The sequence below is a fragment of the Cellulosilyticum sp. ST5 genome (genome assembly GCF_046529625.1).
GTDB classification, from domain to species: Bacteria; Bacillota; Clostridia; order Lachnospirales; family Cellulosilyticaceae; genus Cellulosilyticum; species Cellulosilyticum lentocellum.
Map to the genome: position 1 here is coordinate 2,315,705 of NZ_CP132338.1, position 12,055 is coordinate 2,327,759.

A 12,055-nucleotide genomic window follows, 5' to 3' on the forward strand; every position below is an offset into this window, starting at 1 on the left:
AATTTGTTATTTAATTACTACCTGTTCAGCTACTGGCAATACTGTAAGTCCTTCAATGTCTAACACTTCCCCTGTTTCCGTATTTACTATTGAGCCATCTTCTTGAATTTCTAGCTTTTCTTTTAGTCCTGTCCAGTCAAAATCTTTAACCTCTTTAGTTTTTATATAATCAGTAAGTCCTGTTGCTTCTGCATTTTCAAGTAAGACCTTCTTGTCATAGTCAAGCTTCAATCCTGCCTTTTTAACTACTACGTCCCCACTTAGAAGCGTAACCTTAGCTTGTGTCTTAGTCTCTTTACTTGGCACCTGGTCGAATAATGCTCTAATCTCAGCAATAAGGTACTCTTTACGATTGTTTAATATATCAACCTTGCCTTGAAAACTATCTTTAAGTTGCTGAATACGTGCATCAAGTAAGGCTTGTAGTTCTGCTTGTTCCTGCTCAACTTGGTGTACTTCTGCTACTTTTTCATCCATCTGTGATTGTATTGCAACTACTCTTTCATCTATCTCTACTTTTTTAGCTGCCATTAGAATGGTCCTCCTTTTGATTCCTCTTCTGGTTCTTCTTGTGCTTGTGCTTCTGCTTCTTCTAGCTTCTCTTTCTTCTTAACTGCTTTAATGTAATAATCAGCCACGCTAATATTGTAATTTCTGATATCCTCATGAATTTCAAATGTGCCATCATCATACTTACTACCAACAAACATGGCTTTAAATATTTCAGCCGCTTTAGCTACAGGAATTGAAAGAGTTACCTCTTTTTCATTAAAACTTTCTACAATCACAAAGCACTTGCTCAATTCTGCTACCGCATCTGCTTGTTTCCTTAATTTTTCATACTCTTCTAAACTTAAAATTACTTGTCCCATGCTAATACCTCCCTTTAATCTCTCTATTTTGTTTTCTAAGCTCTTTAATGGCTTCATCTGTATTATTTATCACTCTTGCTTTTAAGGCTTGTAATTCACGTATCTCATTTTCATTCTTGGCTATGATGCACTTATCTCCCAATGTCATTTGTGCAACCTCTTTTCATAGCGGATTCTATAGTCCATAACTTGGTTGTAAGTTAACCCTGTAGCTTTACAAATATCCACGTTAACCATGTTAGCTGCAAACATATTAAACACTTCTTGTTGCTCTTCTTCGTTTGTTACGCTTGCTTTCTCGTCTATTGTAGGCATATGTATTCTCCCTTCTTATTCCATTCTTATTTATGTCTATAATTACTCGTACATTGCCAACTCGCCTTATTACTGGCACATCTTCATCTATTTCATTTATGTACTTGTCTTTCTCTTTGCATCTACCTCTGCACCAGTAAGGGTAATCGCAACACCATCTACATGGGTCATCTACTATTAAATTTCTTACATCTCTCATTGCACCACGCTCCTTTTTGTGGCATAATAAATACGATAATTATTTCTTATTGGCATTATTTAAGTTGGCGCTTAAGTAATGCTTTTTTCTTTTGTTCTCTTTTGGCAACCATAGGCTGTCCAACTTTCCATGATACGATTAAGATTGCTGATAAAACTAATATGTATCCCCATGTCATAGCAGCACCACCAATATGAAAATAAATACGAATGATGTAATACCTGCTAATATGTCCTCTATAACCTCTATTTTGGGTTCTCCTCTACATAGTTCTTTAAACTCGTCTAGCATTAAAGCTTTTCTAAGCATCTACCCAACTCCTTTGTTAATTGTTACCGAATAAGTTCACTCTTTAAATATTTATCAAAATTATCTTGCCTAATGAATTGTACTTTTCTAGCTTGTGAACTAAACTCTCTATCAATCATTTCTTTGGCTTTGGTCCACTCATTAAGCGAGATACCCTCTATAGCTTCTAATAATTTGTTGACTTTGCTTTCTTCCATAGTTCTATTCCTCCTATGCTACTCCGTATTTTATTGACATCTCTTTTACTATTGCTATGTAAATTTCTCTTAATCTAGCTTCGCTTGCTATAACATCAAGCTTACTAATCTTATTAGCCTTGCTAGTGCTACCAGTTTCCTCTAATACTTTTCTTCTCATATTAGTTTGCCTAATATTTAGCTTAGCCTTAGCTCTACTATCTAGTAGCTCATAGCTTTCTTTCCTTACTGCCTGGATATTTTCGTTTCCACCTAATTTTTGTGCTATTTTATTGATTAGATTAGTTGTTTCTGTTCTCCATGCTGCTGGATCAAGTACCATAGTATCTCTAATAGCTTGTACCTCTTGCTTTGCTTCTATTGCTGTATTACTTACCTGTGTAAGCTGCTCTTTTACTGCTTTCATATCTTGTAGCTGTGCTATTAAAATATCTTCTATGCACATAGGTTTTTGCTTGATAGCTTGTCTCATTGCGAAATACTCACGTCTAAATTTTTTACGTAATTCCTTAGCTTTTTCTGTTTTCATAAGTCCAACTAATGCCATATACCCTTGCTCTGATAAAAGATAAATATTCTGTGATGCATTAAGAGCATTTTGTGTATATATTCCGCTGTTCTTTGCAATCACCGCGAATTCTTCATTGTATTTCAAGTCTATAATGTCAATACCTGCTTCAAATTCATCTGTATTATTTTTAATAAGCTTGTTTACTTCCTTTAATTCGATATTGTGAATTTCAGCCACAGTTTTAGCTAAAACCACCTTTTCATCTTCTCCAAATCCACCTTCAATCACTGGAATTTCAATTCCCATAAATTCTGTCTTGCCTTTTAAAATTACTGGAGTCATGTCTCCTTGTGCTAATGCATTACTCATTTGATAATTCATCTTTAGTACCTCACTTTCTTGTTGTAATATTGTAGGCTGTGCACTCACACCTAACAAAAATTAAACAGTTTCTCCTATGTACTTAAGTCCTAAATGTTTCTCAAAAGATTTTTTAGCCTTTTCTTCTAGTGCTTTACGTTCTTCTGGAGTAGCTTCTTCTATAGGCTTAACTACACCTCCAACATGTAATAAGATAATGTATTTCATATAAGCACCTCCTATATATCATATTCAAGTCAGATTTTGTCCTATTCTATTACTTTTACTGTCTTAGCTGACTCCTCGTATCTTTGAAGTTCTTCTTCACTAATACGATAAGACTTTCCAATCTTAATGGCTGGAAGTTTCTTCTTCCTTATCCAATCCCATACCGTAATAACTTTTACACTGTATCTTTCTGCAATCTCTTCACATGTAAATAGTTTGCCCATGGCTTTCTCCTTTCTCAAAATTTTCTAAAAATAATAAATAATACTTGTGTATACTTCGGTTTTGTGATATACTTTCATTGTTCAGATGAAGTAAATCATTTTTATTAAGCTTTTAAAATATTAAGTATATTTTTGTTTGCTTAACTTTTATGAAGTATAGTTATACTATAATTCATTTTTGTTTTTCAGTCAATTAAATTGCTTAATATTTATTAAGTATGTGAAAAACTGACGAAAGGAACATTGATTATGTATAGTATTTTTGAACAATTATTACAAAAAAACGGCATCAGCGCTTATAAAGTTTCCAAGGATACAGGAATTTCTCAGGTTACATTAAGTAATTGGAAAAATGGTATTAGTACTCCAAAACAAGACAAATTGAAAATAATAGCAGATTACTTTAATGTTTCATTAAGCTATATTATGGGAATAGAAGAAAAAGAAGTTTATGAAAACGAATTAGAGGCTAAAAACAAAGAAGAAATGGAGTTGTTGTTACTTTGTAGAAAGGTGAATGATGCTCCTGAAGAAGTTCGAGAACAAATAGTTGAACAATTTAAAAATACAATAGATATATATTTAAAAGCTAAAGGTATTAAATAGGCTACTAGGGGGATTTTTCATTGAACAAACCAAACTTTAGGTTGTGCGAAAAACTTGCTACACAACTGCTATCAACTCAAGATATAGCTTCCACCAAAATTGATATCCGAAAATTAAAATATGATAAAAATATATTTTTTGATACTATACAAAACTATGCAACACTAACTCATACTCCCATCGAAAACTTTATAAATCCAAAGACGCAACTACTGTCTGAAGGTTGTTGTATACCTATTAAAGAAAATGGGAATGAGATATATTTAGTTTTATATAATGATAAGGATCAGTCTGATGAACATCTTAATTGGACATTAGCACATGAAATTGGACATATATATATGGGGCACCAATATGATTCTGAAATACAGGAGATAGAAGCACATTTTTTTGCTGCTCAATTACTAATGCCAGAATACGTCATATTTATGATGAGTAAACTTGGAAAACTTACAGCAGATGATATTTATATGTTGTTCAACGTTTCACTTCCAGCTGCAAGAAAACGTTTAATTACTTATCAAAAGAAATCTTATATAACTAAACATAGTTTTGACGAAGATATATGGGAAAAGGTAGAAAATCATGTAAAAAATTATTATATGTTTAAAAATGCTTCTGAAGGTTTTAAAAGATTTTTATCTATACCAACAATTGATGTGTGAGGTGAAAAAATATGATAGCTGCTTTATATATAAGAGTGTCTACTGATGATCAATTAGAGTTCTCGCCAGACGCTCAAAAACGTGCTCTAACTGAATACGCAAAGAAAAATGGTTATCAAATAGATGACCATTATATATTTATAGATGAAGGTATAAGTGGGACTTCCGCCAAAAAAAGACCGGCTTTTCAAAAAATGATTGCTACAGCAAAAAAGAAACCTAAACCTTTTGATGCTATATTAGTTCATAAATTTGATCGCTTTGCTAGGTCTAGGGAAGATAGTGTTGTTTATAAGTCATTGCTAAGAAAAGAATGTGGAATAAAGGTTATAAGTATTACAGAACAAATGGAAGATGATAAGTTTAGTGTAATACTTGAAGCTATGTTAGAGGCTATGGCAGAATACTATTCTCTTAACCTTAGTGATGAAGTTATGAAAGGTATGGTTGAGAAAGCCAGAAGGGGTGGAGTACAGACAAAACCTATATTAGGTTATGACATAGTGAACAATGAAAGGGTTGTTAACAAGGAAGAATCCGAAATTGTTAAGAAGATATATGAAATGTGCCTAAATGGTGATTCTATAGGTGCAATAGCAAGACATCTAAATCTGCTTGGATATAAAAACAAAAGCGGAAATTCGTTTGATTCAAGAAGGATAAAATATATAATAGAGAATCCAGTCTATATAGGTATTACACGTTGGAATTATACTCATTTGCAAGGAACAAAAATAGTAGTAAAACCTGCGAGTGAATGGATTACTGTCGAAAACACTCATGAATCCATAGTATCAAAAGAAACATGGGATGAAGCTCAACGAGTTTTAGGAACATGGCACAAAGACAGAATGCCTAGAAGTACAGAGTATATACACTGGCTAGGTGGCTTACTTAGATGTTCGAAATGTGGTGGAACTCTAGTTTATAAGACTGCTCGTTTTGAAAGAAAAGATGGAAGTATACGAAATGCTGATGGATATCAATGTGGTAGATATAAGATCAAGTCATGTGATACTAGTAACTACATGAGTGTAAAAGATGCAGAAAGACATGTTTTTAATATATTAATCCGTACATTAGACATTGTAAATAATACATGGTCACTCGAAGGATTAAACATTGAATACACGAATAAAAGCAATGAAATTGAACTATATGAAATGCAGTTAAGTAAATTAAACCATAAGTTGGAGCTTGCAAAGAAGGCATATTTAAATGAAATAGACACAATTGATGAATATAAGTTGAATAAAAAAGCAATACAAAAAGAAATATGTGAAATAACAGAAATTATTAATAATAAAAAAGTAAGTGAAACAACTATTATTGAATTTAAGAGTAAAATTGTAACAGCTATTGAAATCATACAAGACACTAGCACAAGCATAAAATCTAAAAATAAAGCTTTAAAGGATCTTATAAAATCTATTGTTTATGATAAAGCTGAAGATAAATTAATAGCCAATTTTTATATTTAATATCGTTGCCATAATTTACACTTAGGTTCTCCAATAGGAGGACACATTGCAACAGCTTCAATAGGTGACATTTTATTTTCAGCAGGGTGACAAACATCACAAATACCTGCATTAGGTTTCTCAAAAAACTTAGCATCGTTGTTACCACAACATTTACTCATAATTAAAAACCTCCTGTATGATTCTAACTTATAGTGAATCATAATTTGTCGTTTCCAATACTATAATATGGAAATTAAAGTCCGTTGGTGACATTTATGTATAAATTTATTTTTTCATCAATATATTTATAAAGAAGTGTTTTTTATTTATTTTATCTCACCTTAATTGGCTATAGTAAGGAGGTTTCCATTGTGTCTTATGTTTGTTATCACAGCAAAAACTTCATGTTCATAGACTCTTCAGTAAGAAATGGCGTTTTCTGTAGATTTTTTCCTCCTAGCGGAAAATCCAAGCCTTTATTACTTCAAAGTACACCAACTACTCATTATAGTGCTACCATAGCAGGTGATGGTAAACCTGAAATAGTGGTCATGCCTAATGCTACTCATATCTACTACTATACTTATACAGGCTCTTCATTTAATAAAACACTACTGCTCACATCAGAAACTAGTACCTCTTTAATACATCCTATGCTCTATACTCAAAATGGCATAAGTCAACTTATTTATCTCATGCAGGTTGCTCCTCACTATCAACTGATGCACCAAGCCATAGGGGAAGGAACCTCTAAGGCTCTTGCTGCTTTTAATCAATGTCCTAATCAAATTAAATACATGACAACCCCCACTGCCTTGTATTTCTTTTATCTTTTAAAAGAGGATTATTATAGCTTAAACTGCATCAAAATAGAAGCCACTGGCGTTAGTACCTTCTGTTATTTGCGTAGTGAAAAACCTATTATCGACTACAGTATATGTTTAAGAGCCGGTGAGGTGCATGTTTGTTACGTCTTAGAAAATCTCGGTAAATATCAACTTTATTACATGAATCCCTCTACCCTACAAATAAACTTCTTAACTTCTAGTGCCACACCTATGGCTCCTGCTATTTTTTACTATTATCATGGCTTATGGATTAATACTTTAATTGACCATCAGCTTCACCTTTTGCTTTCTGTAAATTCTGGTGAAAGTTTCAGTATTCCTGTCCCTTGCTCTATCCAAACACATTTGCAGCGCACTTTTTTTGTAAGCACACCATTAAAGAATTTAGCTGCTAGTGAACTTTATGTTTCCCTAGATACTAAGCTTAAGCTTTGTACACTCTCAACCATTGATTTCGAAGGCTTTCATGAGTATAGTTCAATGCCTGTAGAATTAGAGCTACTACTAGAAGGTTTAGCCCTTCATAGATGTAAAAAGGAAAACTGTGAAATAATCGCTGAGAGCAATCGTTTAAAACAAGAGTTAGGGATGTTAAAAAAGCAAACGCCCTCTTCTTCTACTAAAAAGCAAACTAATATTTCCTCTGCTAAAACAGCTTTTATGGAGGAGCTTACAAGTTGGGACCTTCCCCCTAGGCTCTAGACAAATAAATAAAGGGGATGTAAAAAAACTCCCCTAACGAAAAAATCGCTGAGGTCGTAAGACTTCAGCGATTTTTTTGGTATAATTTATTTATGCTACTAAACAAAAATACCAATGATAATTTTACACCAAGACAGCTAAAATTACCATTGGATATCGAAAAAATAATTGATATTTCAGATCCAGTATATACTTTATGCGAAGTAATGGATCACATTGACCTAACACGATATTTTGTAGAGAAGGACTGCAAAATAGGTCGTCCAAGATGTGATTCAGATAAAATGCTTAAGATTATACTTTTCACTTTTATGGAGCATGGCATTAGTTCTTTAAGAAATATTGAAAAACTCTGCCGTACAGACATCAGATATATGTATCTTCTTGACGGAATGAAAGCTCCATCTTTTGCTACTTTCGGCAACTTTATTCGTAATGAATTAACGACTTCAATTGAACAAATCTTCATTGATATCAATTCTTATATTTTTGATCAAGAGCATGTGGATTTACATCACACTTACATCGATGGAACAAAGATCGAAGCTAATGCTAATCGCTATACCTGGGTATGGAAGAAATCTTGCATCAAAAATAGAAACAAAGTGTTCGAAAAGATCTCATTACTCATCGATACAATGAATTCAGAGATTCTTAGTTTTCTTAATGTGAAGTTAGAAAAAAGAGATGAATATGCGATTGATTACGTTGAGGCATTGCTTGAAAGTTATCAGAAGGCAATAAATCTAGAGGTTTCAAAATTTGTTTCCGGAGCTGGGCATAAGAAAAGTATCCATCAAAAACAGTATCAGGAAATGCAGGGGTATCTAGAACGCCTCAAGAAATATGCAAAGCACATCGAAGTATGTGGAGAGCGAAGAAATAGTTATTCAAAAACTGATTACGATGCAACTTTTATGAGAATCAAACGTGATTATATGGGAAATGACCAACTCCTTCCTGCTTACAATATGCAGGCTGCCATATGTGATGAATATATAGCTGTAATAGACGCAAAACCTTATGCTTCAGACATGGAATGTTTTCAACCCTTAATGGAAAAGTTTAATGCTACTTATGGTCATTATCCAACGTATCCTGTTGCTGACGCAGGATATGGTTCTTATAACAATTATCTTTATTGTGAGGAACATGGCATGGAAAAATATATGAAATTTACTATGTTTGAGAGGGAAACTAAGAATCAAAAATATCATTATGATCCATATCGTGCAGTAAATTTCAAAAGAGATGAACACGGAAACCTGATCTGTCCTAATAATAAAAAGTTTATATATAAATGTGATAGGCATATATATAAAAATCAATATGGTAGAACAGAAGAAATATATGAATGTGAAGACTGTGCAGGATGTCTATATCGTAGTGAATGTTGCAAAAGAGCACATGGAAATAGAACAATACGCCTTAATCGAGAATTAACAGAAATACATAAGGAAGTAATAAATAATCTAGAATCAATTCATGGTGCCTTATTGTGTATGAACAGAAGTATTCAATCAGAGGGGACATTTGGGATAATTAAGTGGGATAGATCTTATAAAAGATTATTTCGGCGAGGTGAAAAAGCTGTCATTTTAGAATTCACGTTAATTTCTTGTGGATACAACCTCTATAAGTATCATAACAAGAAACATCGGACATCCATAGCTGCATAAAAAACGGATATAATATCATCATTTAAAGCCTATAAAACCATAGGCTTAATAAGTGACTTCTAATTTTGTGATAATGACAATAAATCTATAAAAAAACAAGGAGCAGGTCGCTACAGGCGACCTGCTCCTTGTTTCGAGGCTGTTTTTTTACAGCCCCTTTATTTATTTCATATTTCTCTTTTAGCAATAATGTGCGGTAAATACTTTTTAAATTTCCCTTGATTTTCTGCCCATTTTATTCCTATTAGTGGTAAGACTATCCCTAGCAAACCACCTACTAAAACCCATAAGTCCTCACTTCCAAGCCGAAAAAGCTTAGATGCACCAAGTCCTATCACTAGCCCTATAATTAGTCCTATAAGAGGAAAACCATACATCACATAAGTAGCCTTTAGAAAAGTAGGTTGTGCTAATTTTAGTTCCACCATATCTCCTACCTGGCATTCTATTTTTTTTTCACACCTAAGTATGCAGTCTTTTTTACCTGTTATATAGTCACAAGCATGGCATTCTCCGCACATCTCTTGTCGTTCCATTTGAACAATAGCATATCGCTTTCCTACTTCTTTTACAACACCATATGGCATGCCTTCACCTCTTTTCTTTATCTCATTCAATCCCTTAAATGCTTTTTCTCTATTTTACCACTATTTTTACTTTTCATCTACACGAATTGATCCAGAACTTGTTTTTAATTCCAGCTTATATTCTGCACCATTCCCTAATTGGGCGTTAGCTTCTGTTTCTCTTTTATCTTCATAATTCCAAACAATGCTACCTTTAATGTCACCTGAAGAAGTATTTGCTCTTATGGTAGTATTACTAGTTTTAAGCCCCATTTCTATCTCCCCTGAGGTAGCTGTAAACTGTGCATCACCAGTAAGCCTCAGCTCTTCTATCTCTATATCACCAGAACTAGATTCACAGTTTCCTTTTCCTTCTAAAGCTTTCATTATAATCTCTCCTGAAGTCGTTCTTAAGCGCCAGCTTTCACCTATTACTGTACCTAGCTTCAAATCACCTGATGAAGCCTCCATTTCTAGCTCTCCTTCTATTTCCCCTATAGTAATCTGTCCTGAAGAAGTATAGATTTCATGTGCTTCTCCTATTAAACTATTTATTTCAATCTCTCCAGAACTTGCCATACAGCTTCCTTTTCCTTTTAAACTTTTGATAATGGTTGTTCCTGAAGAAGATGTAACCTCATACGTATCTGTTTCTATTCCCTCTAATCGTTTATCTCCTGAGCTAGTAGTTAATTGGACTTCTTTAGCTTTAATAGCCTCTCTACCCACTAAATTCCCAGAGGATTGAGTAGTCTCTAACTTTTCTAATTCCAATACGCCATTAAGGTTAATATCTCCTGAACTGGTTGTAATCATTAAAGTACTCCTATAACTACTAGGTAACCAAATTTCTATTTTATGTTGTGGTTCTATTCCAAAATAATGACTATTCGGCCTTTTCACCAAGATTCTTCCAGCGCTTTGGCTTATTTCGAATAAATCTCTTTTCTCCTTATCATTAGTACTTTCTACTACCTTTAAATCACTTCCTTCTCCTACATTAACTTCAACATCAGCTAAATTAACATCTAACTCTAAAATTTCTATTGCCTCTAATGCACAGGTCTCTTCTTTTACTTTTTCTAAAGGACCGTTAAAAGGTACGCCTTTAAGTAAATTGTTAGAAAAAGGATTATGCCCTGTAGCCCACGAAATCATCACGCTTCCTAGGCCAATCAATATAACAAGTAGTAATCCTAGCTGAATCATCTGATAAGTTTTATTACTGTTCACCGCTTATCTCATCCCCTTTATTTCAAAAATTAATTTAATAATTTGTTCAGCTACAACTCCCATGATAAAAATAATCCAAGAACAATACCATATGCCAAATCTAAAGCTGATTACTAAATAAAGCAGTACAATACAAGACCACATAATAGAACTAATGGAACGATAAATCTGCCTTTTTTGATCATTGCCTTGCTTCCACTCCTTGAACTCTTCTACGATGGTAGTATCGCTTTTTTCATATTTAGGTTTTGATACAAAGTGATAAACTAACAGACAGGTTGCAAAGCCTGCAATACCAAGAAAAATCAGAGCCGGTATATCTGTTCGCCTTAACCAAGGAATCTCCTCACAAATAATGCCTGAGATAATGGCTATAATATATAACCCAATAGAACCACTTACTACTAAAGCTGTTTTTTTGCGCTGGGCTTCTTGTTCTTTATAATTGAGTGGATTTGCAGGCTCTAAGGAACGCAATAATTCATTTAAGTCTCCTATACTTGTAATGGCTATATTATATGCCTCTTCTTCTGTCTTCCCTGATGCTACTAAGTCCATGTACTTAGCTGTTAGATTTCCTATTAACTCCTCCTTTAAGTCCAAAGTACGATGCGTTGCTGGTGCTTCTTCAAACAATTTTTCAACTGTTACCCTTATTTTATTAACCATTATAATCCTCCCACTTCTCTATTTTTAAATTAATGCATCAATTACTGCCTTGGCTTCATCCCAGTCTGCTTTATTACGTTCATAAGCCATTTTTCCTGCAGGCGTAATTGTATAATAACGCCTTCTAGCCCCGGTTGTTTCATCTCCCCAATAAGATATAATATAGCCCATTTGTTCTAGTCTTCTAAAAGCGCTATATAAAGTAGCTTCCTTTAACTCATATTGGTTATCGGTTTTATCTAATATACTTTTGTTAATTTCATAGCCATAGCTATCTTTTAGCATCAGTTGTGCTAAAATAATCGTTTCTGTATGTCCTCTAATTAAATCAGATGTAATTGACAAATGCCTTCTCCTTTCCTGTCTTTTTTATTTGAATTTTTTATATTTTACATATAATATATTCTTA

At 33.4% G+C, this 12,055-nt stretch carries 20 protein-coding genes; 5 read left to right on the forward strand and 15 right to left on the reverse strand.

Translation table 11 applies throughout. The features are described 5' to 3' along the window. Positions 1 to 6: 6 nt before the first annotated feature. From QTL86_RS11365 to QTL86_RS11410, 10 genes are all read right to left on the reverse strand, one after another. Positions 7 to 531, reverse strand: coding sequence for a host-nuclease inhibitor Gam family protein (locus tag QTL86_RS11365; RefSeq protein ID WP_410497232.1), 525 nt, complete (start codon positions 529 to 531; stop codon positions 7 to 9). Continuing rightward, a complete protein-coding gene (locus QTL86_RS11370) occupies positions 531 to 872 on the reverse strand; it encodes a hypothetical protein (RefSeq protein ID WP_410497233.1) in 342 nt (113 codons plus the stop codon). The genes QTL86_RS11365 and QTL86_RS11370 overlap by 1 nt, the downstream gene beginning before the upstream one ends. Position 873: 1 nt before the next feature. Continuing rightward, on the reverse strand, positions 874 to 1,020 hold the full coding sequence (locus QTL86_RS11375; protein WP_410497234.1) for a hypothetical protein: 147 nt from the start codon (positions 1,018 to 1,020) through the stop codon (positions 874 to 876). Then, the gene (locus tag QTL86_RS11380) at positions 1,017 to 1,187 is read right to left on the reverse strand and encodes a hypothetical protein (RefSeq protein ID WP_410497235.1); all 171 of its coding nucleotides are present in this window, start codon (positions 1,185 to 1,187) and stop codon (positions 1,017 to 1,019) included. Before QTL86_RS11380 ends, QTL86_RS11375 begins: the two co-directional genes overlap by 4 nt. A gap of 254 nt (positions 1,188 to 1,441) precedes the next feature. Further along, the gene (locus QTL86_RS11385; protein WP_410497236.1) at positions 1,442 to 1,564 is read right to left on the reverse strand and encodes a hypothetical protein; all 123 of its coding nucleotides are present in this window, start codon (positions 1,562 to 1,564) and stop codon (positions 1,442 to 1,444) included. Beyond that, entirely contained in the window at positions 1,561 to 1,695 is a 135-nt protein-coding gene (locus QTL86_RS11390; RefSeq protein WP_410497237.1) for a hypothetical protein, read from the reverse strand. The genes QTL86_RS11385 and QTL86_RS11390 overlap by 4 nt, the downstream gene beginning before the upstream one ends. Before the next feature lie 23 nt (positions 1,696 to 1,718). Next, complete coding sequence (locus QTL86_RS11395; protein ID WP_410497238.1) at positions 1,719 to 1,892, reverse strand: hypothetical protein; 174 nt, start codon at positions 1,890 to 1,892, stop codon at positions 1,719 to 1,721. A 13-nt stretch (positions 1,893 to 1,905) separates the two neighbouring features. After that, complete coding sequence (locus QTL86_RS11400; RefSeq protein WP_410497309.1) at positions 1,906 to 2,832, reverse strand: ORF6N domain-containing protein; 927 nt, start codon at positions 2,830 to 2,832, stop codon at positions 1,906 to 1,908. A 12-nt stretch (positions 2,833 to 2,844) separates the two neighbouring features. Continuing rightward, positions 2,845 to 2,991 carry a hypothetical protein gene (locus QTL86_RS11405; RefSeq protein ID WP_410497239.1) on the reverse strand — a complete coding sequence of 49 codons (147 nt, stop codon included), beginning with the start codon at positions 2,989 to 2,991 and terminating at the stop codon, positions 2,845 to 2,847. 41 nt (positions 2,992 to 3,032) lie between these two features. Beyond that, the gene (locus tag QTL86_RS11410) at positions 3,033 to 3,215 is read right to left on the reverse strand and encodes a helix-turn-helix domain-containing protein (RefSeq protein WP_410497240.1); all 183 of its coding nucleotides are present in this window, start codon (positions 3,213 to 3,215) and stop codon (positions 3,033 to 3,035) included. A gap of 249 nt (positions 3,216 to 3,464) precedes the next feature. Here QTL86_RS11410 and QTL86_RS11415 point away from each other — a divergent pair, with 249 nt between their 5' ends. Genes QTL86_RS11415 through QTL86_RS11425 form a run of 3 tightly spaced genes read left to right on the forward strand, consistent with a single transcriptional unit; the run spans position 3,465 to position 5,967 of the window. After that, positions 3,465 to 3,821 carry a helix-turn-helix domain-containing protein gene (locus QTL86_RS11415; RefSeq protein ID WP_410497241.1) on the forward strand — a complete coding sequence of 119 codons (357 nt, stop codon included), beginning with the start codon at positions 3,465 to 3,467 and terminating at the stop codon, positions 3,819 to 3,821. 20 nt (positions 3,822 to 3,841) lie between these two features. Beyond that, positions 3,842 to 4,486: an ImmA/IrrE family metallo-endopeptidase gene (locus QTL86_RS11420; protein WP_410497242.1), complete on the forward strand. Its 645-nt coding sequence runs from the start codon at positions 3,842 to 3,844 to the stop codon at positions 4,484 to 4,486. 11 nt (positions 4,487 to 4,497) lie between these two features. Beyond that, positions 4,498 to 5,967: a recombinase family protein gene (locus QTL86_RS11425; RefSeq protein ID WP_410497243.1), complete on the forward strand. Its 1,470-nt coding sequence runs from the start codon at positions 4,498 to 4,500 to the stop codon at positions 5,965 to 5,967. Here the strand turns inward: QTL86_RS11425 and QTL86_RS11430 are convergent. Then, entirely contained in the window at positions 5,964 to 6,128 is a 165-nt protein-coding gene (locus QTL86_RS11430; RefSeq protein WP_410497244.1) for a hypothetical protein, read from the reverse strand. The two genes, QTL86_RS11425 and QTL86_RS11430, sit on opposite strands and share 4 nt — an antisense overlap. Before the next feature lie 192 nt (positions 6,129 to 6,320). Here QTL86_RS11430 and QTL86_RS11435 point away from each other — a divergent pair, with 192 nt between their 5' ends. Next, positions 6,321 to 7,499, forward strand: a complete 1,179-nt coding sequence (locus QTL86_RS11435; protein ID WP_410497245.1) for a hypothetical protein — start codon at positions 6,321 to 6,323, stop codon at positions 7,497 to 7,499. A 92-nt stretch (positions 7,500 to 7,591) separates the two neighbouring features. Then, positions 7,592 to 9,178 (forward strand): transposase, encoded by a 1,587-nt coding sequence (locus tag QTL86_RS11440; protein ID WP_410495382.1) that lies wholly within the window; start codon positions 7,592 to 7,594, stop codon positions 9,176 to 9,178. Positions 9,179 to 9,345: 167 nt separating this feature from the next. Here QTL86_RS11440 and QTL86_RS11445 read toward each other — a convergent pair whose 3' ends face one another. The 4 genes from QTL86_RS11445 to QTL86_RS11460 all read right to left on the reverse strand — a co-directional run bounded on the left by QTL86_RS11445 (position 9,346) and on the right by QTL86_RS11460 (position 11,991). Then, positions 9,346 to 9,765, reverse strand: a complete 420-nt coding sequence (locus tag QTL86_RS11445) for a SoxR reducing system RseC family protein (RefSeq protein ID WP_127066007.1) — start codon at positions 9,763 to 9,765, stop codon at positions 9,346 to 9,348. A 66-nt stretch (positions 9,766 to 9,831) separates the two neighbouring features. Continuing rightward, positions 9,832 to 10,977: a DUF4097 family beta strand repeat-containing protein gene (locus tag QTL86_RS11450; protein ID WP_127066006.1), complete on the reverse strand. Its 1,146-nt coding sequence runs from the start codon at positions 10,975 to 10,977 to the stop codon at positions 9,832 to 9,834. 3 nt (positions 10,978 to 10,980) lie between these two features. Further along, positions 10,981 to 11,646 (reverse strand): permease prefix domain 1-containing protein, encoded by a 666-nt coding sequence (locus QTL86_RS11455; protein ID WP_013656282.1) that lies wholly within the window; start codon positions 11,644 to 11,646, stop codon positions 10,981 to 10,983. A 24-nt stretch (positions 11,647 to 11,670) separates the two neighbouring features. Then, positions 11,671 to 11,991, reverse strand: a complete 321-nt coding sequence (locus QTL86_RS11460) for a PadR family transcriptional regulator (RefSeq protein ID WP_013656281.1) — start codon at positions 11,989 to 11,991, stop codon at positions 11,671 to 11,673. Between the last annotated feature and the right edge of the window lie 64 nt (positions 11,992 to 12,055).

Excerpts from the sequence above, each read along its gene's own strand:
- QTL86_RS11390 (WP_410497237.1), bottom strand. The coding sequence starts at position 1,695 with ATGCTTAGAAAAGCTTTAATGCTAGACGAGTTTAAAGAACTATGTAGA.
- QTL86_RS11365 (WP_410497232.1), bottom strand. The coding sequence starts at position 531 with ATGGCAGCTAAAAAAGTAGAGATAGATGAAAGAGTAGTTGCAATACAA.
- QTL86_RS11395 (WP_410497238.1), bottom strand. The coding sequence starts at position 1,892 with ATGGAAGAAAGCAAAGTCAACAAATTATTAGAAGCTATAGAGGGTATC.
- QTL86_RS11425 (WP_410497243.1), top strand. The coding sequence starts at position 4,498 with ATGATAGCTGCTTTATATATAAGAGTGTCTACTGATGATCAATTAGAG.
- QTL86_RS11440 (WP_410495382.1), top strand. The coding sequence starts at position 7,592 with ATGCTACTAAACAAAAATACCAATGATAATTTTACACCAAGACAGCTA.
- QTL86_RS11410 (WP_410497240.1), bottom strand. The coding sequence starts at position 3,215 with ATGGGCAAACTATTTACATGTGAAGAGATTGCAGAAAGATACAGTGTA.
- QTL86_RS11430 (WP_410497244.1), bottom strand. The coding sequence starts at position 6,128 with ATGAGTAAATGTTGTGGTAACAACGATGCTAAGTTTTTTGAGAAACCT.
- QTL86_RS11375 (WP_410497234.1), bottom strand. The coding sequence starts at position 1,020 with ATGACATTGGGAGATAAGTGCATCATAGCCAAGAATGAAAATGAGATA.
- QTL86_RS11455 (WP_013656282.1), bottom strand. The coding sequence starts at position 11,646 with ATGGTTAATAAAATAAGGGTAACAGTTGAAAAATTGTTTGAAGAAGCA.
- QTL86_RS11370 (WP_410497233.1), bottom strand. The coding sequence starts at position 872 with ATGGGACAAGTAATTTTAAGTTTAGAAGAGTATGAAAAATTAAGGAAA.
- QTL86_RS11415 (WP_410497241.1), top strand. The coding sequence starts at position 3,465 with ATGTATAGTATTTTTGAACAATTATTACAAAAAAACGGCATCAGCGCT.
- QTL86_RS11385 (WP_410497236.1), bottom strand. The coding sequence starts at position 1,564 with ATGACATGGGGATACATATTAGTTTTATCAGCAATCTTAATCGTATCA.
- QTL86_RS11380 (WP_410497235.1), bottom strand. The coding sequence starts at position 1,187 with ATGCCTACAATAGACGAGAAAGCAAGCGTAACAAACGAAGAAGAGCAA.
- QTL86_RS11445 (WP_127066007.1), bottom strand. The coding sequence starts at position 9,765 with ATGCCATATGGTGTTGTAAAAGAAGTAGGAAAGCGATATGCTATTGTT.
- QTL86_RS11405 (WP_410497239.1), bottom strand. The coding sequence starts at position 2,991 with ATGAAATACATTATCTTATTACATGTTGGAGGTGTAGTTAAGCCTATA.